The organism is Micromonospora sp. WMMA2032, from assembly GCF_002688545.1.
In the GTDB taxonomy this organism is placed as follows: domain Bacteria; phylum Actinomycetota; class Actinomycetes; order Mycobacteriales; family Micromonosporaceae; genus Micromonospora; species Micromonospora sediminicola.
Genome location: NZ_CP024052.1, coordinates 5,803,990 through 5,827,741, shown reverse-complemented (window position 1 = coordinate 5,827,741; position 23,752 = coordinate 5,803,990). Strand labels below are relative to the sequence as shown.

The following is a 23,752-nucleotide window of genomic DNA, read 5'->3' as shown; positions in this document are numbered from 1 at the left end:
CCCCCTGCCGGAACACGGTCGCGGCCCGCCGTAGGCTGGGGGACGTGACGGTACGTGTACGCTTCGCCCCCTCCCCGACCGGAATGTTCCATGTCGGCGGCGCCCGCTCGGCGCTGCAGAACTGGATCTTCGCCAAGCAGCAGGGCGGGGTGTTCGTGCTCCGCGTCGAGGACACCGACGCGGCCCGCAACAAGCCCGAGTGGACCGAGGGCATCCTCTCCGCGCTCGACTGGATCGGCATCTCGCGGGGCAGCTACGAGGGCCCGTACTTCCAGTCCTCCTACGCCGGCGAGCACCGCGCCGCCGCCCAGCGCCTGTACGACGGCGGCCGGGCCTACTACTGCGACTGCACCCGCGAGGACGTGCAGGCGCGTACCGGTTCGCAGCACCGCGGCTACGACGGCTTCTGCCGCGACCGCGGCCTGGGGCCGGGCGAGGGCCGGGCACTGCGCTTCCGTACGCCGGACGAGGGCGAGACCGTGGTGGTCGACCTGATCCGGGGTGAGCCGACGTTCGAGAACAAGCTGATCGAGGACTTCGTCATCGCCCGTGGCGACGGGTCGCCGGTCTTCCTGCTCGCCAACGTGGTCGACGACATGACCATGGGGATCACCCACGTGATCCGGGCCGAGGAGCACCTGCCCAACACCCCGAAGCAGCAGTTGCTCTGGGACGCGCTCGGGGTCAAGCCGCCGATCTGGGCGCACGTGCCGGTGGTGGTCAACGAGAAGCGGCAGAAGCTGTCCAAGCGGCGCGACAAGGTCGCCCTGGAGGCGTACCGGGACGAGGGCTACCTCGCCGACGCGATGCGCAACTACCTGATGCTGCTCGGCTGGGCGCCGTCGGGCGACCGGGAGATCGTGCCCTGGTCGGTGATCGAGGACGAGTTCCGGCTCGACGAGGTCAACCCCTCCCCCGCCTTCTTCGACGAGAAGAAGCTGCGGGCCTTCAACGGGGAGTACATCCGGGCGCTGCCGGTGGAGGACTTCGTCGCCGCCTGCCGGCCGTGGCTCACCGGCACCGACACGATCGCCCCGCCGCCGTGGCAGCCGGCCGAGTTCGACCCGGCCGCGTTCGCCGCGGTGGCCCCGCTGGCGCAGACCCGGATCGCGGTCCTCAGCGAGATCGTGCCGAACGTCGACTTCCTCTTCCTGACCGACCCGCTGATCGACGAGGCGGCCTGGGCGAAGGCGATGAAGGAGGGCGCCGCCGAGCTGCTGGACGCCGCGATCGCCGCGTTCGACGCGCTCGACTCGTGGGACGCCGAGTCGCTGAAGGCCACGCTGGAGGCGGTCGGCGCGGAGCGCGGGCTGAAGCTGGGCAAGGCACAGGCGCCGGTCCGGGTCGCGGTCACCGGACGCACCGTCGGGCTGCCGCTGTTCGAGTCCCTGGAGGTGCTCGGCCGCGACCGCACGCTCACCCGGCTGCGCGCCGCCCGGGTACGCCTGGTCTGACCCGCCCGGCGCGGTCGCCCCGTGACGGTCGCTCCGCGGACGCCCCGACCGTGCCGTCCGGCGGGGCGGGCCTGGCGGCGCGGCCCGACGGGGTGGGCCCAGCGGCGCGGCCCGACGCGGCACGATCCCGCGGCGTGGCGCGGCTGGCCTGTGGGGAGCCGACCGGCGTGTCGTCCGCAGGCGTGTCGCGGCCGAGAGCCGATACAGGTGCGAGCGATATACCGCTGGGTCATATTTATGACTCAGCGGTATATCGCTCGCACGTTCGTCCTTCTTTCGCGGCCGTCACGCGCCGTGTTCGGCGTGCTCGCCCGGGTCAGCGACGGGTGGCGCGACGGCGCAGCACGAGCGCTCCGACCAGGAGCAGCCCCAGCACCACCACCGGGGCGACGGTCCAGAGCCAGCCCGTACCCCCGTCGTCGTCCCCGGCGGCGGCCGGGGACGGGCTCGCCGCGGACGGCGAGCCGGCGGACGGCGAGCCGGCGGCGGTGGATGCCGGCGCGGTGGTCGGCGTGGCGCTGCCGGGCGCGGCGCTCGCCGACGGCGGCTCGGCCGGCGTGCCCGTGGTCAGGGTGAACCGGATCTCCCCCTTGACCGGGTGTCCGTCGTCGGAGGCGAGCTGGTAGGTCACGATGTAGAGCCCCGCGGCGCCTGGCTGGAACGGCACGCTCACCCGCTTGCCGGCGAACGTCGGCGCGCCGCCCGCGGCGGCCACGTTGTCCGGCCCGGTGACGGTGACCTTCGTCGTGGCTTCCTTCGGTGTGGCCAGGAACCGCAACTCGATCCGCTTCGGCGCGGCGGCCAACCGGGCCCCGTTCTGCGGATCGCTGCCGGTCAGGGAGTTGTGCGCGGCGGCCGGGGCGGCCGGCAGCAGCAGCGACGCTCCCGCCGCCACCCCGAGGACCACCAGCCAGGTACGCGCCACACGGGCAACCGTGCCCCCCATGAACCCCTCCATCCGGGTAAGATCCGGCCGCTGATCATCGGCCGGCTATTGGTCGGTCTCAGCTCGCAGATAGTTCCAAATACTCTTCCACCAGCTGCAACCAGGCGACGTTCTGCGGAGTCTTTGAGGTGGACAGGTCCAGTGTGACCCGCAGCGGAAGCCAGCCATCGAACGGGGCGAGGAGGCGGCGATGGTCCGGAAGGTGAGACGGGTGTTGACCGTCCTGACCGGGGCGGCGGTGGCACTGGTGTGCTCGCTGGCCCTGGCCGGCCCGGCGCCGGCCCAGGCCGCGCCCAAGCCGAAGCTCGCCCCGGGCGGGGTGGACATCACCGGCGACCGGCTCGACCAGCCGCTGCGGCTGCGGGCCGACACCCGCCCGGCCGACGTGAACCTGATCGTCGACCAGGTCAAGTGGCTAGGCGCGACCGGTCAGCTGCGCGGTCCCGCCGCCAAGGACCTCGGTCCGAAGTACACGGTGGTGGTGCTCGTCGCCGGCACCCCGAAGAACACCTTCGACCTCTTCCCGCTGGCCAAGGGCGGTCCCCGGGTCTACCGGCCGGCCAAGCAGCCCGACCTGAGCCGCCCCCGGGCCGGCTGGTTCTTCGGGCGCCTCAACATGTCCGAGACGCTGCGCTCGGTCGGGGTGCCGCTGGCGCCCCGGTTCGACACGCTCTCCGGCGGCATCGGCGGCGGCGAGCGCGTGCTGCCGGAGGACGCGCTCGACCCGGTTGAGGACCTCGACACCGCCCTCGGCGAGTTGCAGCGGCTGCTGCTGCTCAACGTCGGCGTGGTGGTCGTCATCACGGCCGGGCTGGCCGGCATCGCGCTGCTGGTGCGTCGCCGCACCCGCTGAGCGTCGACTCAGACCGTCAGCACGACCTTGCCCCGGACGTGCCCCGCCTCGACGAGGCGGTGCGCCTCGGCCGCCTCGGCCAGCGGGAGCGTACGGGCCACGTGCACGGTCAGCCGGCCCGCGTCGACCAACCCGGCCAGCACCGCCAGGTCCGCCGCGGATGGTTTCACGAAGACGTAGGTGCCGCCGAGCCGGGTCACGTGCTCGGGATCGGCGGTGGACATCATCCGGGCCGGCCGGGTGATCAGCTCCGCGGAGACGTCCAGCGCGTCGCCGCCGAACAGGTCCAGCACCACATCCACCCCGTCCGGCGCCACCGCCCGGACCCGGTCCCGCAGACCGTCGCCGTAGGCGACCGGCTCCGCGCCCAGCGACCGGACGAAGTCGTGGTTGGCCTCGCTCGCCGTGCCGATCACCCGGTCCGCGCCGAGCGCCCGGGCCACCTGCACCGCGAGGTGCCCCACCCCACCGGACGCGCCGTGCACCAGCACGGTGTCACCGGCGCCCGTGCGGGCCAGCTGCAACGCCTGGTACGCGGTGAGCCCCGCCAGCGGCAGCCCGGCCGCCTCCGGCCAGGAGGCCCGCACCGGCTTGTCGGCCAGGCACCGCTCGGGGGCCGGGACCAGTTCGGCGTACGTGCCGTGCTGCACGTCGTCGCGGCGGACGTAGCCGATCACCTCGTCGCCGACGGCGAACCCGGCCACCGCCGGACCGACCGCCTCCACCACCCCGGCCGCGTCCCACCCCGGCACCAGTGGGAAGTGGCTCGGGAAGGCACCGGCCAGGTGCCCCTCGCGGACCTTCCAGTCGACCGGGTTCACCCCGGCCGCCCGCACCCGGACCAGGACCGTGTCCGGCCCCACCGGCGGGGTGGGCAGCTCGCGCGGAGTCAGCAGGTCGGCCGGCCCGTACGCGTCGATCGCGATCGCCTTCACCCCACCCACGCTAACCGCCGGACGGGGGTCGCGTGGTCAGCACCAGCGGCGCGGCGGCCGCTCCCGGCGCGTCGTGCGGTTGCCCGGGCGCACCGCGCCGTGCCGGTGGGCCCCGGCCCAGCCGGCCCGGTCGCTGCGGCAGCTGGGCACCGGTGTCGGATCGGCGGCGTGCGGCGACGGCTCGGCGGCGCGCTGACGCGGCATCACCGGCTCGTCGTCGGCGTGCTCGGGCCCCCGGCCGACCGCGGGCTCACCCGTGTGGGTCAGGCCCGTCCGGCGCGGGTGCCTGGCCGCCGCCGGCTGCTCGTGACCCGGCCGGCAGGGCTCGCCCTGGGCGCAGCCGTGCTCGGCCTCCCCGTGCGCCATCCCGGTCTCCTCCATCTCGCCGTCGCCCGCCGGGCGGAACGCCCCGACGCGCCCTGACACCGTACTGGCCCGGCCGGACGAGATCGTCAGCGCGTACCGGTGGAGATCGTCCGGGCGGGGCGGCCCCGTCCCCTCGGAGTGGAACCGCTGGTCACGGCGTGTCAGGCTGGGACGGTGAGCGAATCGGGCGGGACCGAGACGTCGGCGACGCTGCGCCGCATCGAGCGGGCGGCGGGTGGCCTGGCCACCGCCAGCGTGGCCCGGATGGACGAGACGCTGCCCTGGTTCCGGGAGCTGCCGGCCGACCAGCGCTCCTGGGTCATGCTGGTCGCCCAGGCCGGCGTGCGGTCACTGGTGCAGTGGCTGCGCCAGGGCGGCGGCGCGACCGACCGCACCCAGGAGGTCTCGGACGAGGTCTTCGCCGCCGCGCCGCAGGCGCTCGCCCGCTCGATCACCCTCCAACAAACCGTGGCGCTGATCAAGGTGACCATCGAGGTGGTCGAGGAGCAGGTGTCGGAACTGGCCGTGCCGGGCGAGGAGCAGTCGCTGCGGGAGGCGGTGCTGCGCTTCTCGCGGGAGATCGCGTTCGCCGCCGCCCGGGTCTACGCCCGCGCCGCCGAGAGCCGGGGCTCCTGGGACGCCCGGCTCCAGGCGTTGCTGGTCGACGCGCTGCTGCGCGGCGACTCGCCGGACGTGCTGGCCAGCCGGGCCGCCGCGCTGGGCTGGTCGGACGCGCCGCCGGTGGCGGTGGCGGTGGGCCGCTCGCCCGGCGGTGAGGTGGCGGCCGTGCTGCACACCGTCTATCGGCAGGCGAGGCGCATCGGCGTCGAGGTGATCGGCGGGGTGCACGGCGACCGCCTGGTCATCGTGCTCGGCGGGGCGGCCGACCCGCTGGCGGCGACCGAGAAGCTGCGGACCGCGTTCGGTGACGGGCCGGTGGTGGTCGGTCCGGCCGTGCCCAGCCTGGACGAGGCGACCGAGTCCGCCCGGGCCGCGCTGGCCGGGTTCCGGGCCGCGCCGGCCTGGCCGACCGCGCCGTGCCCGGTCGCCGCCGCCGAACTGCTGCCCGAGCGGGCCCTGGCCGGCGACGCCGAGGCCCGCCGCCGGTTGCGGCACGACGTGTACGCGACGCTGGCCCGCTCCGGCGGCGAACTGCTGGAGACGCTGGACGCGTTCTTCGCCGCGGGCGGCACGCTGGAGAGCGCCGCCCGGGCGCTGTTCGTGCACCCCAACACGGTGCGCTACCGGCTCAAGCGGATCGCCGAAGTGACCGGCTTCTCGCCGCTCGCCCCGCGGGACGCTTTCGCACTCCAGGTCGCGCTGACGGTCGGTAGGCTGGACCCGGTGGTACCGGCAGTCGCACCCGTCCCGAGCCAGACAGGGAGCCCAGGGGGCCGGAAAACCACCCAGAGCGGCGATGATCGCCACCGATCTTTGTAGGTTTCCTCTAAAGCTTCTAGTGCGGTTTCGTGCCGTGCGTTACAGCGCGACCCGCGAGTATCCGTCAGAGTCGTACACGTGCTCGCCGTACTCTCCCCCGGACAGGGCTCGCAGAAGCCCGGCTTCCTGACCCCCTGGCTCGACCTCGCCGACGTCGAGGCGCGCCTGCGCTGGTGGTCGGCGCTGGCCGGCGTCGACCTCGTCCACCTGGGCACCCGGGCGGACGCGGACGAGATCAAGGACACCGCCCGCACCCAGCCGCTGCTGGTGGCCGCCGCGCTGCTCGCCGCCGAGCACCTGCCGATGCACGACGTCGGGCTGGTCGCCGGGCACAGCGTGGGTGAGCTGGGCGCCGCCGCCCTGGCCGGGGTGCTGCCCGCCGAGGCGGCCGTGACCCTCGCCGGCGTACGCGGCCGGGAGATGGCCGCCGCCTGCGCGCTCGAACCGACCGGGATGGCCGCCGTGCTCGGCGGCGACCCGGACGAGGTGCTCGCCGCGCTCCAGGCGCACGGGCTGCACCCGGCCAACCGCAACGGCGCCGGTCAGATCGTCGCCGCCGGCGCGGTCGGCGGGCTGGAGAAGCTGGCCGCCGAGCCGCCGGCCCGGGCCCGGATCATCCGGCTCCAGGTGGCCGGCGCGTTCCACACGCCGTACATGGCCCCGGCCGAGGCCGCCCTGGCCGGGGTGGCCGCCGGCGTGGCCGTGGCCGACCCGACCCGGATCCTCCTGTCGAACCTGGACGGCGCCCCGGTCGGGCACGGCCGGGAGACGGTGCTCCGCCTGGTCCGGCAGGTGACCGCCCCGGTCCGCTGGGACCTGTGCATGCGCTCCCTGGCCGACCTCGGCGTCACCGGAGTGGTCGAGCTGCCGCCGGCCGGCACCCTGGCCGGCCTGGTGAAGCGGGAGCTCAAGGGCGAGGGCGCGCCGGAGATCGTCACCCTGAACACCCCCGACGACCTGCCCGCCGCGCGCGCCCTGATCGCCCGGCACGGCGGCGTCGCCGCCCGACCCCCGGCGCCCCGCCTCCGGGTGGTGGTCTCCCCCGCCGCCGGAGTCTTCCGGCCGGTCGCCGAGCTGGCCGAGGGCGCCGAGCTGCGCGCCGGCCAGGTCGTCGGCCACGTCACCGGCCGGCAGGGGCCGGTCGAGGTGACCGCGCACGACAGCGGGCCGCTCACCGAGTGGCTCGCGCACCACGAGGACCCGGTCGCCCCGGGCCAGCCCCTCGTCCGCATCGGAGGATCGCACTAGATGGCCGGCAGCCGGATCGCCGCGATGGGGCACTACCAGCCCTCCCGCGTGGTCACCAACGACGAACTCGCGCAGATGGTCGACACCAACGACGAGTGGATCCGGGATCGGGTGGGCATCGTCACCCGGCGGATCGCCGGCGACGAGACGGTGGCCGACATGGCCACCGCCGCGGCCGGCAAGGCGCTGGCCAACTCCGGCCTCACCGCCGCCGACATCGACCTGGTCGTGGTGGCGACCTGCACGTCCGTGGACCGCAGCCCGAACGTGGCCTGCCGGGTCGCAGCCAAGCTGGGCATCAGCGCGCCGGGTGCGTACGACGTCAACACCGCCTGCTCCGGCTTCGCGTACGCGCTGGGCACGGTGGACCACGCGATCCGGGCCGGCGCGGCGCGCAACGCGATCGTCGTCGGCGCGGAGAAGCTCTCCGACTTCACCGACTGGACCGACCGCTCGACCTGCATCATCTTCGGCGACGGCGCCGGCGCGGCGGTGGTCACCGCGACCGCCGACGACGAGCCGGCCGGGATCGGGCCGGTGGTCTGGGGTTCCGCGCCGGAGAAGAGCGACGCGGTCCGGATCGAGGGCTGGCGGCCGTACATCGCCCAGGAGGGACAGTCGGTGTTCCGCTGGGCCACCACCGCGCTGGCCCCGCTCGCGCTGCAGGCCTGTGAGCGGGCCGGGGTGGACCCGTCCGAGCTGGCCGCGTTCGTGCCGCACCAGGCGAACGCCCGGATCATCGACGGCATCGCCAAGCGGCTGAACATCCCGGACGCGATCATCGCCAAGGACATCGTCGAGTCCGGCAACACCTCGGCGGCGAGCATCCCGCTGGCCCTGTCGAAGATGGTCGAGCGGCGCGAGGTGCCCTCGGGCGCCCCGGTGCTGCTGTTCGGCTTCGGCGGCGGCCTGACCTACGCCGGTCAGGTCGTCCGCTGCCCCTGAAGACCCCCTCGGGCGCGCACGCGCTCCAGGTGCGGTGACCGGCGACGCCGGGCACCGAGAACCCCCCGATGAGAGGAACCAACCGCAATGACCCGTGACGAGATCACCGCCGGCCTCGCCGAGATCCTCGAAGAGGTTGCCGGGGTGAACCCGGACGACGTGGCCGAGGGGAAGTCCTTCACCGACGACCTCGACGTCGACTCGCTCTCCATGGTGGAGGTCGTGGTGGCCGCCGAGGAGAAGTTCGGCGTCAAGATCCCGGACAACGAGGTGCAGAACCTGAAGACCGTCGGGGACGCGGTCAGCTACATCGAGGCGCAGTCCTGATCATGAGTCGCCCCGACGTCGTCGTCACCGGGCTCGGCGCGACGACCCCGCTCGGCGGGGACGTCGCGTCGACCTGGGACGCCATGCTCGCCGGCCGCTCCGGGGTGAGTGCGCTCACCCAGGAGTGGGCCGCGCAACTGCCCGTCCGGATCGCCGCCCAGCTGGCGGTCGACCCGGCCGAGGTGCTGGACCGGGTGAAGCTGCGCCGGCTGGACCGCTCGGAGGCGATCGCCATCATCGCCGCGCGGCAGGCCTGGGCGGACGCCGGGCTGGCCGACGCCGGGCCCGACCCGGAGCGGCTGGCGGTCAGCGTCGGCTCCGGCATCGGCGGCGCCACCACCCTGCTCGCCCAGGACGACGTCCTGGAGGCGTCCGGCCCGCGGCGGGTCTCCCCGCACACCATCCCGATGCTGATGCCCAACGGTCCGGCCGCCTGGGTCGGGCTGGAGATGGGCGCCAAGGCCGGGGTGCACTCGGTCGCCAGCGCGTGCGCGACCGGCGCGGAGGCGATCGCGCTCGGCCTGGACATCATCCGCGCCGGCCGGGCCGACGTGGTGGTGGCCGGCGGCACCGAGGCGGTCATCCACCCGCTGCCGATCGCCGGCTTCAGCTCGATGCGGGCCATGTCGACCCGCAACGAGGAGCCGGAGCGGGCCTCCCGGCCGTGGGACAAGGGCCGGGACGGCTTCGTGCTCGGTGAGGGCGCGGGCGTGGTGGTCCTGGAGCGGGCCGAACACGCCGCCGCCCGCGGCGCCCGGGTGTACGCGCGCCTGGCCGGCGCCGGGATCACCTCGGACGCGTACGACATCGTGCAGCCGCACGCCGAGGGCGAGGGCGCGATCCGGGCCATCGCCCGGGCGGTCGCCGACGCGGACGTGGCCCGGACCGACATCGTGCACGTCAACGCGCACGCCACCTCGACCCCGGTGGGCGACATGCTGGAGATCGGCGCGCTGCGGCAGTCGCTCGGCGACCACCCGGTGCTCACCGCCACCAAGTCGATGACCGGGCACCTGCTCGGCGCGGCGGGGGCGCTGGAGTCGATCGCCACCATCCTGGCCATCCGGGACGGCGTGATCCCGCCGACGATCAACCTGGACGACCCGGACGAGGGCCTGAGCCTGGACGTGGCCGCGCACAAGGCGCGTCACCTGGAGATCCCGGCCGCGCTGAACAACGCGTTCGGCTTCGGCGGTCACAACGTGGCGCTGGTCTTCACCCGCCCCTGAGCCGCCCTGATGTGGGGAAGGGCCCCTTCTAGGGGCCCTTCCCCACATCAGGCGCGGTTGCGCGGATGCTGCCGCGCGGTCCGCTCGTTGCCGCGCCGGTAGTTGCCGGTCCACCGGGCCATCACCAGCTGCGGGTCGTCCTCGACCTCGGCCAGGAACTGCGCGGCCCGACCGCCCCGTAGCGTGCCGGCGACCCGCCCGTGGTGCGTGATCACCACCGTGCCGTCGGCGCGCTCGACGTAGCGGAAACCGTGTGCGGGCTCTCCCATGGGCGCTCACCCTGCCAGCCGGGCGGTCGGTGCCGCATCCGGTTTCCGCCGCCGGGGGTGTTAAGCGGGGCCCCCTCCTCTACCGGAGGCGTTAACAGGGGGCCCCTCCTTACACCTCAGGCGCCGCAGGTGGTGGCGGGGAGGCCGGGGACCGGGACCGGGGACCGGCCGGTCGGGCGGGCCTTGCCGGCGAGCACCGCGGCCAGCGCGGTCATCGAGGCCCGGGTCGACGAGTAGGTGGCCAGCACCGTCGGCGACTTCGCCCCGGACAGCACGTACGGGGTGTCCATCGCCACCGTCACGTCGGCGCCGGCCCGCAGGTCCTTCGCCCCGTCGCCGTAGCCGACCAGGTGCACCACGGTGCCGCCGGACGGCACCACCTTCACCCCGGCGGCGGTGAGCGCCTCGGTCAGCACGGCCCGGGTGCGGTCCCGGCCGCCGGAGGAGGTGACGCTGACCGGCCCGGGCACCGCGCCGCCGCACCGGCCGCGCAGCACGGTCACCGCGGCGGCGGCCAGGTCGGCGGCGGCCTTGCGGTGGCCGGCGTCGTCCAGCGTCCCGAGCGCCGGCTGGGCGTGGCCGGCCAGCCGGAACTTCATGGTCAGCACCCGGGTGACCGCCTCGACCAGGCGGGTGCGGGGCAGCGAGCCGTCCGTCAGCGCGGCGCGCAGCCCGTCGTACGCCTGGCCCACGTTCGGGGTCATCAGGATCAGGTCGTTGCCGGCGTTGAGCGCCCGCACCGCGGCCTCGCCCGGCGACCACTTCTTCGCCGGCGCCATGTTCATCCCGTCGGTGATCACCACGCCGCGGAAGCCGAGCTGACCGCGGAGCACGTCGGTGAGCAGCTTGCGGGAGAAGGTGGCCGGGGTGCCCGGGTCGACGGCCTTGACGTTCAGGTGGGCGGACATGACCGCCATCGCGCCGGCGTCGATTCCGGCGCGGAAGGGCGGGAACGCGGTCCGGTCGAGCACCGCCCGGGACTGGCCGACCACCGGCAGCTCGGTGTGCGAGTCGGCGGCGCTGAGGCCGTGCCCGGGGAAGTGCTTGACGGCTGCCGCGACACCCTCGGCCTGCAGCCCGCGTACCGCGCCGGCCACCTGCGGCGACGCGGTCGCCGGGTCGGCGCCGAAGGAACGCGAGCCGATCACCGTGCTGCGGGTGGCCAGCACGTCGGCGACCGGGGCGAAGTCCATGTTGATCCCCATCGCGGCCAGCTCCGCGCCGGCGGCCCGCCAGGCCGCCTCGGTCAGCGCCGGGTTGCCGGCCGCGCCGGCGGCGAGCGGGCTGGGCAGCTGGGTCACGCCGTCGGTGATCCGGGTGACCACGCCGTACTCCTGGTCGGTGCCGACCAGGAAGGGCGCGGCGCCGGCGGGCAGCTTCCCGGCGGCGGCGCGCAGCCCGTCGGTCAGCGCGCGGACCTGCTTCGGGTTGTCGACGTTGGTGGTGGCCTGGTTGCCCGAGGTCGGGTCGTCGGCGCTGAAGCCGACCAGGATCACGCCGCCGAGGCGGTACTTCGCGACCATCTCGGCGGGGGTGTCGACGCCGGCCAGGGCCCGGTTGCCGGCGGCCGACCCGGCGGACACGTCGGTCGCCGAGCTGCCGTAGGCGTAGGGCATCAGCACCTGCCCGACCAGGTCCTCGTCGGAGAGCGTGGCGACCAGGGCGGCGGCCCGGGCGGCCGGGTCGTCGACGGTGGTGGTCGGCGCGGCCGACGACGGCGCCGCTGTCGACGGCGCCGGGCGGGGGCGGTCCGGCCCGTCCGAGCAGCCGGAGACGACCAGCGCGGTCAGTGCGGCGAGCGCGACGGCGGAGCGTCGCGGGGAAATCGACACGCGCCCCACCGTATCGGGGCAACTCGGCCGGCGTCACCCCACCCGGGTGAGCAGCGTCACCGGCGCGCCGTCGCCGGCGTACCGGTAGGGCTCCAGCTCGGCGTCCCAGGCGGTGCCGAGCGCCTTGTCGAGCGCGTGCGCGAGCGCCTCCGGCGCGCGGGCGGCGGCCATCAGGGCGCGCAGCCGGTCCTCGCCGAGCTGGATGTCGCCGGCCGCCCCGACGGTGGCCCGGAACAGGCCCCGGCCCGGGACGTACATGAAGCGCTCGCCGTCGACGCCGGGACCGGGCTCCTCGGTCACCTCGAAACGGATCATGGGCCACTGCCGGAGGGCAGCGGCCAGCTCGGCGCCCGTCCCCGGGCTGCCGGTCCAGCCGCACTCGGCGCGTCGGGCGCCCGGATCGACGGGCTGCGCCGTCCAGTGCAGGTTGACCGGCGCGGCGAGGACGCGCGCGATCGCCCACTCGACGTGCGAGCACACGGCGAGCGGGGTCGAGTGGACGTATACGACGCCACGCGTTGGCACGGTGACCTCCCGGTGAGCCGAGGTGCGTCTTCCCCTACGACCTCGTCACCCGAGTGGTCCCTGGCACACATGATGACCGCTGTGACAGGTGGTGCGCCAGCGAATCGGAAAATTCGCCGTGGCCGGGCGGCGGGAAATACCCGGGCGGCTGACCCGGTTGTGCACCCTGACGGCGCGACGACCAGCCAGGCGTCGGGTTCGTGTACAGTTCTCTGGGCGGTTCTGTGCCGCCGCACGTCTTCGCGGGCCGGCGCTCACCCCGGGCGTCACTCGCACAGCCCCCGGACGGATCCCGTCCCCACCGTACGTCTGCAAGGAGTACCTCCGTGGCGAGCAACACCTCTAAGACCGCGCGCGCGTCAGTCCGGGCCGGCCAGGCTGGCCAGGGTGGCGCCCTCAGCGTGCTGGGCGAGTTCAAGTACCTGATCCCGCTCAACGGCGGCAAGCACGCCTACGTGCGCAACCTGACCAACGGCAAGACCGCGCACCTGCGCACCGACTCCGACGCCTTCGTCGAGGAGATCCGCGTGCTGGCCGCCGCCGGCCACGCCGCCAAGATCCGCGCCGAGATCAACGGCCTTGCCGCGGCCCACCCGGGCCACGGCTGGGACGCCACCGAGAAGCGTCTCGTCGAGGCCGGCGTCTTCGAGGGCTGAGCGCCCTCACCCGCACCACCGGACCGCCCGTCGGGGATCACCCCGGCGGGCGGTTCCGCGTCTCCTCCTCCGGCAGCAGGGTGACCTCGCCGGTGGCCAGGTCGTAGAGCGCGCCCACCACGGCCAGCTCCCCCGCCGCCACCGGCCCGGCGAGCAGGTCGTCGGCGCGCAGCGCGGCCACCGTGCGCCGGACGTGGCGGCGGATCGCCAGCGGATGGGCGGCCGGGTCGTCCACGCCGACCTCGACCACCGCCGGCGCGATCCGGTCCACCACGTACGCCAGCGCGCCGGCGGGCCGCCGCCCGGTGCGCAGCGCGTCGACCGCCGAGCCCACCGCGCCGCAGCGCTCGTGGCCGAGCACCATCACCAGCCGTACGCCGAGCTGGCCCACCACGTACTCGATCGAGCCGCACACCGCCCGGTCCAGGACGTGCGCGCCGGTGCGGATCACACAGATCGACCCGAACGTCTGGTCGAAGATCGCCTCCAGCGGCACCCGGGAGTCGATGCAGCCCAGCAGCACCGCGTACGGCTGCTGGTCGCCGGAGGCCACCGCCGCGGCCGCCGTCACGTCGTGCCCGTGCAGCGGCTGGCCGCTGACGAACCGGCGGTTGCCGGTGAGCAGTTCGGCCAGGGCGGCCCGGGGGCTGCGGGCGGCGGGGGTGGCGGGCATGTCTCCAGCCTGGTCACCGATCCGACCGGGCGGGGCCGGACGTCGAATCTTCTCCCCACCCCGGTTGCCGTGGTGTCATGGCGGGTAACGCCGGTGTTACCGCCGGGTCACTCCGGTGCGTGCGCCGGTCGGCCCGGGGGAGGTGGACGATGCCGGAGCATCGGGAACTGCGGCTCTCCGACGACGTGCGCCTGCACGTCACGGTCAGCGGACCGGTCGACGCCGAGGTCACCGTCGTCCTGCTGCACGGCTGGACGCTGGACGGGCGCAGCTGGCACCACCAGGTCGCCGAGCTGCGTGAGCGCTTCGCCGACCGGGTGCGCCTGGTGACCTACGACGCGCGCGGCCACGGCCGGTCGAGCTGCCTGGCGTTGCGCGACGCCACGCTGGCGCAGCTCGGCGACGACCTGGCGGCGGTGGTCGACGAGATCGTCCCGTCCGGGCCGGTCGTGCTGGTCGGGCACTCGATGGGTGGGATGACCGTGATGGAGTACGCCCATCGCCACCCCGACCGGTTCGCCGCACGCACCGCCGGCCTGGTCTTCGTCTCGACCACCGCCGAGGGGCACACGCACACGGTCTACGGGCTCTCGCCCCGCATCGCCCGGTTGATCCGCCTCGCCGAGACCACCGGCGCCGGGGTGCTGGCCCGCTGCGGCGGCTGGCGGCCCCCGCACGCGCTGCTGCGGGCGCTGCGCCCGAGCATCCGCTGGATGCTCTTCGGCGACCGCTGCGACCCGGCGGACATCCGGCTGGTCACCTCGGCGGTGGCGCACGCCACGCTGCGGTCGATCGGCGGGTTCCGCGCCTCGATCGGCGCCCAGCACCGGCTGGAGACGCTGACCGCGCTGGGCGGGCTGCCGGCGGCGGCGCTGGTCGGCGACCGGGACCGGCTCACCCCGCCGCCCTGCGCCGAGTCCATCGCGGCGGCGCTGCCGACCGCCGAGCTGACCGTCTGCCCCGGCGCCGGTCACATGTTGATGATGGAACGGCCGGACGCTGTCAACGCGGCCGTCGCCGGGGTGCTGGACCGGGTCCTCGCGGCGCCGGGCGCGGGTGGGGGCGACCCCGCCGCCGTCGCCGCCGTCACACCCTGACGGCCACCGTCGCGGTGCCACGCCGGGCCGCGGTGCGACGGCCCGGAAAACGGGTGGGAACGACCGGATAACGGGCAACCGCCGTGGACGCGGCCCCGGCCGGCGGCATGGCCCCGACGTCCGCGTTGCCGGCGGCCCGTACCCTCATTCAGCCCGTCGTGCCGTCCGACCCCAGGAGCACCGCGTTGACCGACCAGACCACGCTGGACCGGGAGATCGCCGCCGAGCAGCGGCATCTCGACCGGGTGTACGCCCGGCTGGCCGAACTGCGCCGGTCCGCGGCCGACGCCGAGCGGGAGGGGTACCGGCTGGCCCGGGTGGGCACCTTCGGCGCCCTGGTCGAGCGGGACGCGATGGTCTTCCACGCCGCCCAGCGGCGGCACGTGCTGGACGCCGAGCACGAGGGGCTGGTCTTCGGCCGGCTGGACCTGCGCACCGGGCAGGTGCTGCACGTGGGCCGGCTGGGCGTGCGCGCCGAGGACGCGGAGACGCTGGTGGTGGACTGGCGGGCGCCGGCCGCGGCGGCGTTCTACCAGGCCACGCCCGCCGAGCCGCGCGGCGTCGTCCGCCGGCGCACGATCCAGTCGGCCGCGGAGAAGGTCACCCGGATCGAGGACGACCTGCTCGATCCGGAGGCGGCCCCGGCGGACATGGCGGTGGTCGGCGACGGCGCGCTGCTGGCCACGCTGTCCCGGGCCACCGGCCGGGGCATGCGGGACATCGTCGCCACCATCCAGCGGGAGCAGGACGAGGCGATCCGCTCCCCCGCCGGCGGCGTCACGATCGTCTCCGGCGGCCCGGGCACCGGCAAGACGGCGGTGGCGCTGCACCGGGCCGCGTACCTGCTCTACTCCGACCGGGCCCGCTACGCCGGCGGCGGCATCCTGGTGGTCGGGCCGTCCGGCGTCTTCGTCGAGTACATCGCCTCGGTGCTGCCCTCGCTCGGCGAGGAGACGGCCACGCTGCACTCGCTGGGCTCGCTCTTCCCGGGGATGTCGGCGACCCGGACCGATCCGCCGGAGGTGGCCGCGGTGAAGGGGTCGCTGCGGATGCGCCGGGTGCTGGAGCGGGCGGTGCGGGACGCGGTGCCGGACTCCCCGGCGGAGTTGCGCCTGCTCTACCGCGGTGAGCTGCTGCGGCTGGAGCGGCCGGCGCTGGACGGCATCCGGGACCGGACGCTGACCCGGGGCGCGCGCCGCAACGAGGTGCGCCGGTCGGCGTTCGACGCGGTGCTCGCCGCGCTCTACGCGCAGGCCCGCACGCTGCGGGTGGGCCGGTTGCCGGAGCAGCCCGCGTTCGAGGACGAGATCATCGAGCGGCCGGAGTTCCGGGAGTTCCTCAAGGCCTGGTGGCCCCGGTTGCACCCGCGCCACGTGCTGGGGTGGCTCGCCCGCCCGGACCGGCTGCGCCGCTACGCCGGCGGGATCCTCTCCTCGGCCGAGATCCGGTCGCTCACCGAGGCGTACCGGTCGCTGGACGCCGACGGGCCGACCGTCGCCGACGTCGCGCTGCTGGACGAGCTGGACGCGTTGCTCGGCACTCCGGTGCGGCGGGCGAAGCCGAAGCGGGACCCCTACCAGCTGGCCGGCGGCGTCCGCGAGCTGAGCACGCACGCCGACCGGCAGCGCGCCGCCCGGGCGGCGGCCCGGGAGCGTCCGGTGGACTACCGCGACTACGCCCACGTGGTGGTGGACGAGTCGCAGGACGTCTCGCCGATGCAGTGGCGGATGATCGGGCGCCGGGGCCGGCTGGCGTCCTGGACGGTGGTCGGCGACCCGGCGCAGACCGCCTGGACCGGCGACCCGCAGGAGCTGGACCGGGCCCGCGACCAGGCGCTGGGCCGGCGTAAGCGGCACCGCTACGAGCTGACCACCAACTACCGCAACTCGGCGGAGATCTTCGCGGTGGCGGCGGCGGAGATCCGCCGGCTGTATCCGGACCTGACGCTGCCCGACGCGGTGCGTTCCACCGGCGTGCCGCCGGTCGAGCGTACGGTGCCCGCCGCCGAGCTGCCGGCGAGCACCGTCGAGGCGGCCCGGGTCCTGCTGGGCGAGGTGGAGGGCACCGTCGGCGTGATCACGCCGGTGCCGCGCCGGGACGAGGTGGCCGGCTGGCTGGACGGCCTCGGCGCCGGCCGGCTCCAGGTCGTGACCAGCCTGCAGGCCAAGGGCATGGAGTACGACGGCGTGGTGCTGGTCGCGCCGAGCGAGATCCGGGCCGACCCCGGCTCGGGGGTGCGCACGCTCTACGTCGCGTTGTCCCGGGCCACCCAGCGCCTCACCACGCTCGACCCGACCGGGTGATCCACCCTCACTTGCACACATAGCGATGTGAACATACATTGGGCCTGGCCGGGGTGCGGGAGGGAAGGGTGTGTGCGTGGGCGCAGGTCATGACCACAGCGGTGCGGTGACCAACGCGGCGCACCGCCACCGGGGCCGGCTCTGGGCGGCGTTCGCGCTGCTCACCGCCCTCATGCTGGTCGAGGCGGTGGCCGCCTTCGCGACCGGTTCGCTCGCGCTGCTCTCCGACGCCGGGCACATGTTCACCGACGTGCTCGGCATCGGCATGGCGCTGGCCGCGATCACCGCCACCCGGCGCGCCACCACCGATCCGCAGCGCACGTTCGGCCTCTACCGGCTGGAGGTCCTCGCGGCGCTGGCGAACGCGGTGCTGCTCGGCGCGGTCGCGGTCTACGTCCTGGTCGAGGCGGTACGCCGGTTCGGCGACCCGCCGGAGGTGCTGGCCGGCCCGATGCTCGTGGTGGCGGTGCTCGGCCTGCTCGCCAACGTCGGCGCCTTCGCGCTGCTGCGCTCCGGGGCGCAGGAGAGCATCAACCTGCGCGGCGCGTACCTGGAGGTGCTCGGCGACCTGCTCGGCTCGCTCGGGGTGATCGGCGCCGCGCTGGTCATCGCGGTCACCGACTGGTGGTGGGCCGATCCGCTGGTGGCCGTGGCGATCGGTCTGTTCATCCTGCCCCGCACCTGGCGGCTCGGCCGGGCGGCGGTGCGCATCCTGGTGCAGGCCGCGCCGGAACACCTCCAGGTGACCGCGGTGCACGACCGACTGGCCGCCGTGCCGGGCGTTGCGGAGGTGCACGACCTGCACGTCTGGACGCTGACCTCGGGCATGGAGGTGGCCTCGGCGCACCTGACCACCGATCCCGGCGCCGAGGTCGCCACCGTGCTGGCCGCCGCCCGGGCCGCCCTGCACGAGGACTTCTCGATCGATCACGCCACGTTGCAGATCGAACCCGGAGCGTCGGCCGGAGCGTGCGGCCCGACCGAGTGGTAATTAGGGCAAACTTAAATCTCGGCCGCTATTGTGGCGTAATGCCGGCTTTGCCGGGATCACCGCTCCGGGCCACGGAGCCGACCCCGGGCAACGCCGGTAGGCTCGGTCGCGGCCACACCGCGGGGCGCCACCCCGGCGCCGGTGGAGCGGCCGTCGCCTAATCGCCCGCAGGGCGAGCCGGGGAACCACGTACGTGGGGTGCATCCGCGTCAGCGGTAGGGATCTTCCGTCCCGAACCCGTCAGCTAACCCGGTCGGCGGTTGACGGAAGGACATGTGAATGCCCCCAGTGGCACCTGTACGACGGACGGCCGCCCGGATGGCGGCCCTGCTCGTCGCGATGCTGACCCTCGGCGTCGTGACCGTGCCGGCCTCCCCCGCCGCGGCGACGTGGTCGGCCTCCCCGACCGGCCTGCGCGCCGCCCCCGGCGGTGACGACGAGGGCGGCACGCCGGAACTGCGCGCCCAGCTCGACGCGGCCAGCAAGGGCTGGCTGGAGGCCAAGGCCGCGCTGAGCCGGTCGGTGGCCCGGCAGAAGCAGCTCACCGAGCGACTCGACGCGGTCGGCGCCGAACTGGCCGTACGCGACGCCAAGGTCGGCGAGATCGCCGAGGTGGCCTACCGCACCGGCCGGATGGGCACCGCCGCGGCCCTGCTCGGCAGCAGCAGCCCGGAGGGCTTCATGGACCGGGCGGCCGCGCTGGAGCAGGTCGCCGCGCACGAGGACCGGACGCTGCGCGACCTCATCACCACCCGGGACGAGGCGACCCGGACCCGCGCCGCGCTCGACGGCGAGATCCGGGAGCAGCGCAAGCAGGTCACGGTGATGGCCAAGCGCAAGCAGCAAGCCGAGCGAGCGCTGGAGGTGGCGAACGACCGGCCGTCCGCCGGCAGCGGCGGCGTCCGGGGCACCTCGACGGCGAACGCGACGCCGGCCAAGCGCAACTCCGACGGCTCCTGGCCGGCGGAGTCGTGCAGCGTCAACGACCCGACGCCGGCCGACGGCTGCATCACCCCGCGCACCCTGCACGCGCTGCAACAGGCCAAGGCGGCCGGCTTCACCCGGTACGTCTCCTGCCACCGGCCCAGCGGGTCCGGCGAGCACCCGAAGGGACGCGCCTGCGACTTCGCCGCCCAGAAGGACGGCTTCGGCGGGGTGGCCAGCGGCGGCGACAAGACGTACGGCAACAACCTGGCCGCGTACTTCGTGCGCAACGCCGACCCGCTCGCCGTGCTCTACGTGATCTGGTTCAAGCAGATCTGGCTGCCCAGCAGCGGCTGGAAGTCGTACAGCGGCGGCAACGGCGACCCGTCCAGCGACCACACCAACCACGTGCACCTGTCGGTCTACTGAGCACTACGCTCCCCGACGTACCCCGGGTGTCGTCGCGCGGCCCACGACGCGGGCCGCGCGACGGCCGACGATCGGTGGCATGAGACGACTCTCCCCCGCCGGACGCAAGGCGCTGCTCACCGCGCACCTGGTCACCTCGCTCGGCTGGCTCGGCGCCGACCTGGGGCTGCTCGCGCTCGGCGTGGCCGGGCTGCGCGGCGCCGACCCGGAGGTCGTCTACCCCGCGGCGGCGTTGCTGGTCACCTGGCTGTTCGCGCCGCTGAGCGTCGCGGTCTGGCTGATCGGGGTGACCAGCGCGCTGCTCACCCCGTGGGGGCTGCTGCGGTGGCGGTGGGTGCTGGTGAAGTTCGTGCTCACCACCGTGATGCTCGGGCTGGTGCTGCTCCTGCTGACGCCCCGGGTCCGGCACCTCGGCGCGCTGGCCGGCGCGGCCGACGCGCACCTGCGGATCGACCTGGTGGTGCCGCCCGCCGTCTCCACCACGCTGCTGCTCGTGGCCACCGTGCTGTCCACCTGGAAGCCGTGGGGGCGGCTGCGCCCGCCCGCCCGCCGGCCGGTCCCGGCGGGGCGGGCCGGCTGAGTCAGGCCGGCCGGCCCTCCAGGGTCGCGCCCAGACGGGCCGCGAGGCCCAGGTGGGCGGCGCGGGCCTGGCGGAACGCGTAGCCGAACAGCGGGGCCGGCGCGGTGAGAGTGATCTCCACGTCGATCCGCACCACGCCGTCGGGCTCGTCGCGCAGCCGGGTGTGGTTGCGGACCGTCGTCGCCGGCTGCTGCCGGGCCACGGTGACCACCTCGTCCTCGGTGGCGACCAGCACGTCCGCCTGGTAGGTCACCGGGAAGTGCAGCGGGCCCAGCTCCAGCCGGTCGGTGATCGCATAGCTGGCCAGCGCTCCGGGCCGCGACGGCACCTGCCGGACCCGCACGATCAGCGGATGCAGCTCGCCCTGCCGGCTCAGGTCGCCGAGCAGGGCCACCGCGTCCGCCCGGGTGCACCGGGCCTGCACGGTGTAGCTGAAGCTGTCGCTGCTCTGCAACCGATCCCCCTCGCCGTCGTGGGTCGCGACGATCGTCCCGTACCGGAGCCGGGCTGGCAACGGGTCGAAGGTCCCCAGGCCGGAGGGGGGTCGAGGGCGGCGCTCAGGCGCCGGGCAGCACCTCGGGGGCGTCGTCGGCGAACCAGGGCTCGGGCGCGCCGAAGAGGCCGAGCAGACCGGTCACCCAGAGCTGCCGGTGCACGAACCGGCTCGGCTCGGTGACCACGAGCTTGACGCCGCTGACCTCGCACGTCTGGAAGCCGGCGACCATGGCGCTGATGCCGACGGAGTCGATGAACGTCACAAGCCGCATGTTGAGCTCGATCCGGGCGGGACGGGCCTTCGCGAGCACCTCGGCGATCGCTTCCCGCACCTCGTACGCGGTGTCGACGTCGATCTCCCCACGGGGCGCGATCTGGACGACACCACCCGGACGCACCGACTTCACGATCGACAGGCTCACGCGAGCACCTCCACTCGCCCGTACGGGCGCCTCATCAGTACGCGGGCCGCGACCGAGAGTATTCCTCCGACGGCCCCCGTCGCCACCCCCCGGGATGAGCAATTCGCGGAGTGGGCACACCTGGGCGAACCCAATCCGGACCTCCGGGTTCCAATTTCCCCTTCGACGCGGACCACGACCGGCCGAACGACCGGGCCGGACCGGCCGATCCGCCGACCCAGGGTAGCGGGCCCGCGCACCTCGCGCGGACACCCGGTCCCCGACACGTTCTCCACGGTTCGTCCGGTTCGCCCCGACGGCGGCCCGGGCCGCGGTCGGGACGGGTTTGGCGCGCACGCCGACGGGGCACAGCCCACGGGGAGTGAACCGTGACGCGCCGGATGAACACCGGAGTCCGAAGTGGCCGCCGGGCTTCGGCACCCGAGGAGGTAGAACGATGTTCGGATCCAGCCTGATGGACCGCCGCAGCAAGCCCGAGCGGGTCGCGGACCAGGCGTGGCAGCACCTGCTCTCCGCCGTCGGCTCCGCCGGTGACAGCGTGCGGGACGCCACCCGGGCGGCCCGTCGCAACTCCTCCGGCCTGGCCGACGACGCCACCGACCTGGTCGGCACCGCCGCCGACGAGGCGCGCCGGCGGGCCAGCCTCGCCTTCGACGCGCTCGCCGGCCGCCGGCCCGCGCTGCCCTGGACGCTGCTGATCGCCGCGGCCCTGGCCGGCGCCGCCGTCGGCTGGGCCGCCGGCACCGCCGCCCGCGCCGCCGGCAGCCGGGACCGGGTCGCCGACGAGATCGAGTTCGTCGACGTCGACCGGCCCAACTCCCCCGCCGGCCTGGACGGCTGACCGGGGCCGTACGAGCCGGCCGGTGGCCGCCCCCCGACCCCCGGGGGCGGCCACCGGCGTCTCCACCACCCGGCGGGGCGTTCCTCGCCCGGATCGGGTGAGGGCGGGTCACCCGGTCCGCGCCCAGGATCGGTGGTGCGGGAGTACGTGCCCGCGTCGCCGACCGACGGGGAGGAGAGCCGGATGGCCACCGAGACGACCACGCGTACGGACCGGGACATCCAGTCCGCCGTGCTCGACGAGCTGACCTGGGAACCCCGGGTGGGCCCCGACGAGATCGGGGTGACCGTCACCGACGGCGTGGTGACGTTGACCGGGCGGGTCGACAGTTACGCCAAGAAGTGGGCCGCCGAGCGGGCCGCGCACCGGGTGGCCCGGGTCCGCGCGGTCGCCAACGACCTCGCCGTCCGGATCGACACCGCCGCCGGCCGGGAGGATCCGCAGATCGCCGTCGCCGCCGCCCGCGCCCTGGAGTGGGACGCCTTCGTGCCGGTCGAGGCGCTGCACGTCACGGTGGCCGACGGCTGGGTCACCCTGCACGGCGAGGTCGAGTGGGAGTACCAGCGACGCGCCGCCGAACGGTCCGTCGCCCGGCTCACCGGCGTACGCGGGCTGAGCAACGGGATCACCGTCCGGCCGGCGGTCCGCGCGGACGGGCGGGACCTGGCCGAGCAGATCGTGGACGCGCTGGCCCGCAACGGCGCGACCGAGGCCGAGCAGGTCGGCGTCCGGGTCCACGGCGACACCGTCCTGCTGGAGGGCCAGGTCCACTCCGGGCCCGAACGCGACGAGATCGAGCGGGTGGTCTGGAACGCCCCCGGCATCCGGGAGGTGCACAACCACCTGTCCGTCCGGCGCTGAGCCCCGAACCACCCGGCCCGGGTGAGCCCGGCTCACCCGGGCACGGGCCAGGGTGGGAGGCATGAGTGATCCGAACGGGCTGATCACACCCGGGCAGGTAGCGCCCGGGTTCACCCTGCCGGCGTCGCCGGACGGGCGGGAGGTGGGCCCCGGGCAGTTCCGTGGCCGTCCGGTGGTGCTGGCCTTCTATCCCGCCGACTGGACCCCGGTCTGCGGCGACCAGATGGCCCTCTACCAGGCCGCCCTGCCCGAGCTGGAGCGGTACGACGCGGTGCTGCTGGGCATCTCGGTGGACAGCGTCGACTCGCACCGGGCGTTCGCGGAGAGCCGGGGCATCCGCTTCCCGCTGCTGGCCGACTTCGAACCCAAGGGCGAGGTGTCCCGCCGCTACGGCGCGTACGCGCCACGCGGGCAGTCGGACCGGGCGCTCGTGGTGATCGACCCCGACGGCCGGGTGGCCTGGAGCCACCTCTCCCCGCCCGAGGTGAACCCGGGCGTGGACGGCATCCTCGACGCCCTGGAGCAGCTGGGCACGGATCGGCGGGTGAGCACCCGATGACGACGCCGTTGCAGGTCACCACCGCCCGACTGCGGATCCCGGTGTCCGAGCGCGACCACGTCCGTGGGCCGGCCGACGCGCCGGTCACCATCGTCGAGTACGGCGACTTCCAGTGCCGGTTCTGCGGCGCCGCGTACCCGAACCTGGCCGAGGTGCTGCGCCAGCGGGCCGACGTGGTGCGGTTGGCGTACCGCCACTTCCCGATCACCAACGTCCACCCGTACGCGGAGAGCGCGGCGGAGGCCGCCGAGGCGGCCGGCGAGCGGGGCCGGTTCTGGGAGATGCACGACTGGCTCTTCGAGCACCAGGACCAGCTCGACCCGGTGCACCTGTCGCTCGGCGTCGAGCAGCTCGGGCTGCCGCCCGAGGAGGTCGGCGCGGAGGTGGGTCGGCAGGCCCACGCGGACCGGGTCCGGCAGGACTTCGTGGGCGGGATCCGCAGCGGGGTGAACGGCACCCCGACGCTGTTCGTCAACGACGTCCGACACGACGGCGGCTACGAGCTGGCCGAGCTGCTGGCCGTGGTGGACGCCGCCGCGAACGCCTGACCGG

Annotated in this window: 26 protein-coding genes and 1 riboswitch; of the genes, 17 read left to right on the top strand and 9 right to left on the bottom strand. The window is 74.8% G+C overall.

All coding sequences use genetic code 11. The annotated features are described in order from the left end of the window. Window positions 1-44: 44 nt before the first annotated feature. On the top strand, window positions 45-1,454 hold the full coding sequence (gene gltX, locus CO540_RS27150; RefSeq protein ID WP_099164133.1) for a glutamate--tRNA ligase: 1,410 nt from the start codon (window positions 45-47) through the stop codon (window positions 1,452-1,454). A 316-nt stretch (window positions 1,455-1,770) separates the two neighbouring features. On the opposite strand, the gene CO540_RS27145 is transcribed toward gltX, so the two are convergent. After that, a complete protein-coding gene (locus CO540_RS27145) occupies window positions 1,771-2,400 on the bottom strand; it encodes a copper resistance CopC family protein (RefSeq protein ID WP_099164968.1) in 630 nt (209 codons plus the stop codon). Between the two features lie 190 nt (window positions 2,401-2,590). Between CO540_RS27145 and CO540_RS27140 the strand changes: the two genes are divergently transcribed. Beyond that, window positions 2,591-3,253, top strand: a complete 663-nt coding sequence (locus CO540_RS27140) for a hypothetical protein (protein WP_099164132.1) — start codon at window positions 2,591-2,593, stop codon at window positions 3,251-3,253. An 8-nt stretch (window positions 3,254-3,261) separates the two neighbouring features. Here CO540_RS27140 and CO540_RS27135 read toward each other — a convergent pair whose 3' ends face one another. Then, window positions 3,262-4,188 carry an NADP-dependent oxidoreductase gene (locus CO540_RS27135; protein WP_099164131.1) on the bottom strand — a complete coding sequence of 309 codons (927 nt, stop codon included), beginning with the start codon at window positions 4,186-4,188 and terminating at the stop codon, window positions 3,262-3,264. Between the two features lie 36 nt (window positions 4,189-4,224). Next, entirely contained in the window at window positions 4,225-4,554 is a 330-nt protein-coding gene (locus tag CO540_RS27130; RefSeq protein ID WP_099164967.1) for a hypothetical protein, read from the bottom strand. 99 nt (window positions 4,555-4,653) lie between these two features. Here CO540_RS27130 and CO540_RS27125 point away from each other — a divergent pair, with 99 nt between their 5' ends. The 5 genes from CO540_RS27125 (at window position 4,654) to fabF (ending at window position 9,743) form a co-directional block, all read left to right on the top strand. Continuing rightward, window positions 4,654-5,994: a PucR family transcriptional regulator gene (locus CO540_RS27125; RefSeq protein ID WP_371682249.1), complete on the top strand. Its 1,341-nt coding sequence runs from the start codon at window positions 4,654-4,656 to the stop codon at window positions 5,992-5,994. A 78-nt stretch (window positions 5,995-6,072) separates the two neighbouring features. Further along, the gene (locus CO540_RS27120) at window positions 6,073-7,242 is read left to right on the top strand and encodes an acyltransferase domain-containing protein (protein ID WP_099164129.1); all 1,170 of its coding nucleotides are present in this window, start codon (window positions 6,073-6,075) and stop codon (window positions 7,240-7,242) included. Next, entirely contained in the window at window positions 7,243-8,187 is a 945-nt protein-coding gene (locus CO540_RS27115; protein WP_091572567.1) for a beta-ketoacyl-ACP synthase III, read from the top strand. It begins immediately after the preceding gene. 87 nt (window positions 8,188-8,274) lie between these two features. Further along, window positions 8,275-8,514: an acyl carrier protein gene (locus CO540_RS27110; RefSeq protein ID WP_007072348.1), complete on the top strand. Its 240-nt coding sequence runs from the start codon at window positions 8,275-8,277 to the stop codon at window positions 8,512-8,514. A 2-nt stretch (window positions 8,515-8,516) separates the two neighbouring features. Beyond that, window positions 8,517-9,743, top strand: coding sequence for a beta-ketoacyl-ACP synthase II (gene fabF, locus CO540_RS27105; protein WP_099164128.1), 1,227 nt, complete (start codon window positions 8,517-8,519; stop codon window positions 9,741-9,743). Between the two features lie 47 nt (window positions 9,744-9,790). Here the strand turns inward: fabF and CO540_RS27100 are convergent, their stop codons facing one another. The 3 genes from CO540_RS27100 to CO540_RS27090 form a co-directional block, all read right to left on the bottom strand. Then, window positions 9,791-10,012 carry a hypothetical protein gene (locus CO540_RS27100; RefSeq protein ID WP_098746816.1) on the bottom strand — a complete coding sequence of 74 codons (222 nt, stop codon included), beginning with the start codon at window positions 10,010-10,012 and terminating at the stop codon, window positions 9,791-9,793. A 116-nt stretch (window positions 10,013-10,128) separates the two neighbouring features. Beyond that, window positions 10,129-11,853 (bottom strand): glycoside hydrolase family 3 protein, encoded by a 1,725-nt coding sequence (locus CO540_RS27095; protein ID WP_172967945.1) that lies wholly within the window; start codon window positions 11,851-11,853, stop codon window positions 10,129-10,131. Window positions 11,854-11,877: 24 nt separating this feature from the next. Beyond that, on the bottom strand, window positions 11,878-12,369 hold the full coding sequence (locus CO540_RS27090) for a DUF3145 domain-containing protein (RefSeq protein WP_091572550.1): 492 nt from the start codon (window positions 12,367-12,369) through the stop codon (window positions 11,878-11,880). Window positions 12,370-12,695: 326 nt separating this feature from the next. Between CO540_RS27090 and CO540_RS27085 the strand changes: the two genes are divergently transcribed. Further along, on the top strand, window positions 12,696-13,025 hold the full coding sequence (locus tag CO540_RS27085) for a hypothetical protein (protein ID WP_099164126.1): 330 nt from the start codon (window positions 12,696-12,698) through the stop codon (window positions 13,023-13,025). Window positions 13,026-13,062: 37 nt separating this feature from the next. On the opposite strand, the gene CO540_RS27080 is transcribed toward CO540_RS27085, so the two are convergent. Further along, complete coding sequence (locus CO540_RS27080; RefSeq protein WP_099164125.1) at window positions 13,063-13,698, bottom strand: carbonic anhydrase; 636 nt, start codon at window positions 13,696-13,698, stop codon at window positions 13,063-13,065. 149 nt (window positions 13,699-13,847) lie between these two features. Between CO540_RS27080 and CO540_RS27075 the strand changes: the two genes are divergently transcribed. The 5 genes from CO540_RS27075 to CO540_RS27055 all read left to right on the top strand — a co-directional run bounded on the left by CO540_RS27075 (window position 13,848) and on the right by CO540_RS27055 (window position 20,022). After that, entirely contained in the window at window positions 13,848-14,795 is a 948-nt protein-coding gene (locus CO540_RS27075) for an alpha/beta fold hydrolase (RefSeq protein ID WP_099164124.1), read from the top strand. Between the two features lie 185 nt (window positions 14,796-14,980). After that, window positions 14,981-17,098 (top strand): AAA family ATPase, encoded by a 2,118-nt coding sequence (locus CO540_RS27070; protein ID WP_099164966.1) that lies wholly within the window; start codon window positions 14,981-14,983, stop codon window positions 17,096-17,098. A gap of 76 nt (window positions 17,099-17,174) precedes the next feature. Continuing rightward, complete coding sequence (locus CO540_RS27065; RefSeq protein ID WP_099164123.1) at window positions 17,175-18,089, top strand: cation diffusion facilitator family transporter; 915 nt, start codon at window positions 17,175-17,177, stop codon at window positions 18,087-18,089. A gap of 144 nt (window positions 18,090-18,233) precedes the next feature. After that, a riboswitch (cyclic di-AMP (ydaO/yuaA leader) is annotated at window positions 18,234-18,364 on the top strand. A gap of 4 nt (window positions 18,365-18,368) precedes the next feature. Beyond that, on the top strand, window positions 18,369-19,442 hold the full coding sequence (locus CO540_RS27060) for a hypothetical protein (protein WP_099164122.1): 1,074 nt from the start codon (window positions 18,369-18,371) through the stop codon (window positions 19,440-19,442). A 79-nt stretch (window positions 19,443-19,521) separates the two neighbouring features. Then, complete coding sequence (locus CO540_RS27055; RefSeq protein ID WP_099164121.1) at window positions 19,522-20,022, top strand: DUF2269 domain-containing protein; 501 nt, start codon at window positions 19,522-19,524, stop codon at window positions 20,020-20,022. Window position 20,023: 1 nt separating this feature from the next. Here CO540_RS27055 and CO540_RS27050 read toward each other — a convergent pair whose 3' ends face one another. Together CO540_RS27050 and CO540_RS27045 are read right to left on the bottom strand one after the other, a co-directional pair. Beyond that, window positions 20,024-20,536 carry an SRPBCC family protein gene (locus CO540_RS27050; protein ID WP_245666168.1) on the bottom strand — a complete coding sequence of 171 codons (513 nt, stop codon included), beginning with the start codon at window positions 20,534-20,536 and terminating at the stop codon, window positions 20,024-20,026. A gap of 43 nt (window positions 20,537-20,579) precedes the next feature. Then, on the bottom strand, window positions 20,580-20,939 hold the full coding sequence (locus CO540_RS27045; protein ID WP_091572519.1) for an STAS domain-containing protein: 360 nt from the start codon (window positions 20,937-20,939) through the stop codon (window positions 20,580-20,582). A gap of 436 nt (window positions 20,940-21,375) precedes the next feature. Here CO540_RS27045 and CO540_RS27040 point away from each other — a divergent pair, with 436 nt between their 5' ends. From CO540_RS27040 to CO540_RS27025, 4 genes are all read left to right on the top strand, one after another. Then, a complete protein-coding gene (locus CO540_RS27040) occupies window positions 21,376-21,780 on the top strand; it encodes a hypothetical protein (RefSeq protein WP_091572514.1) in 405 nt (134 codons plus the stop codon). A gap of 183 nt (window positions 21,781-21,963) precedes the next feature. Then, window positions 21,964-22,641: a BON domain-containing protein gene (locus tag CO540_RS27035; RefSeq protein WP_099164965.1), complete on the top strand. Its 678-nt coding sequence runs from the start codon at window positions 21,964-21,966 to the stop codon at window positions 22,639-22,641. Window positions 22,642-22,702: 61 nt separating this feature from the next. After that, a complete protein-coding gene (locus tag CO540_RS27030; RefSeq protein ID WP_099164120.1) occupies window positions 22,703-23,200 on the top strand; it encodes a redoxin domain-containing protein in 498 nt (165 codons plus the stop codon). Next, entirely contained in the window at window positions 23,197-23,748 is a 552-nt protein-coding gene (locus CO540_RS27025; protein ID WP_098746821.1) for a DsbA family protein, read from the top strand. The genes CO540_RS27030 and CO540_RS27025 overlap by 4 nt, the downstream gene beginning before the upstream one ends. The last annotated feature ends 4 nt before the right edge of the window (window positions 23,749-23,752 follow it).

Excerpts from the sequence above, each read along its gene's own strand:
- CO540_RS27145 (WP_099164968.1), bottom strand. The coding sequence starts at position 2,400 with ATGGGGGGCACGGTTGCCCGTGTGGCGCGTACCTGGCTGGTGGTCCTC.
- CO540_RS27140 (WP_099164132.1), top strand. The coding sequence starts at position 2,591 with ATGGTCCGGAAGGTGAGACGGGTGTTGACCGTCCTGACCGGGGCGGCG.
- CO540_RS27130 (WP_099164967.1), bottom strand. The coding sequence starts at position 4,554 with ATGGCGCACGGGGAGGCCGAGCACGGCTGCGCCCAGGGCGAGCCCTGC.
- CO540_RS27115 (WP_091572567.1), top strand. The coding sequence starts at position 7,243 with ATGGCCGGCAGCCGGATCGCCGCGATGGGGCACTACCAGCCCTCCCGC.
- CO540_RS27110 (WP_007072348.1), top strand. The coding sequence starts at position 8,275 with ATGACCCGTGACGAGATCACCGCCGGCCTCGCCGAGATCCTCGAAGAG.
- fabF (WP_099164128.1), top strand. The coding sequence starts at position 8,517 with ATGAGTCGCCCCGACGTCGTCGTCACCGGGCTCGGCGCGACGACCCCG.
- CO540_RS27100 (WP_098746816.1), bottom strand. The coding sequence starts at position 10,012 with ATGGGAGAGCCCGCACACGGTTTCCGCTACGTCGAGCGCGCCGACGGC.
- CO540_RS27080 (WP_099164125.1), bottom strand. The coding sequence starts at position 13,698 with ATGCCCGCCACCCCCGCCGCCCGCAGCCCCCGGGCCGCCCTGGCCGAA.
- CO540_RS27075 (WP_099164124.1), top strand. The coding sequence starts at position 13,848 with ATGCCGGAGCATCGGGAACTGCGGCTCTCCGACGACGTGCGCCTGCAC.
- CO540_RS27060 (WP_099164122.1), top strand. The coding sequence starts at position 18,369 with ATGCCCCCAGTGGCACCTGTACGACGGACGGCCGCCCGGATGGCGGCC.
- CO540_RS27055 (WP_099164121.1), top strand. The coding sequence starts at position 19,522 with ATGAGACGACTCTCCCCCGCCGGACGCAAGGCGCTGCTCACCGCGCAC.
- CO540_RS27040 (WP_091572514.1), top strand. The coding sequence starts at position 21,376 with ATGTTCGGATCCAGCCTGATGGACCGCCGCAGCAAGCCCGAGCGGGTC.
- CO540_RS27035 (WP_099164965.1), top strand. The coding sequence starts at position 21,964 with ATGGCCACCGAGACGACCACGCGTACGGACCGGGACATCCAGTCCGCC.
- CO540_RS27030 (WP_099164120.1), top strand. The coding sequence starts at position 22,703 with ATGAGTGATCCGAACGGGCTGATCACACCCGGGCAGGTAGCGCCCGGG.
- CO540_RS27025 (WP_098746821.1), top strand. The coding sequence starts at position 23,197 with ATGACGACGCCGTTGCAGGTCACCACCGCCCGACTGCGGATCCCGGTG.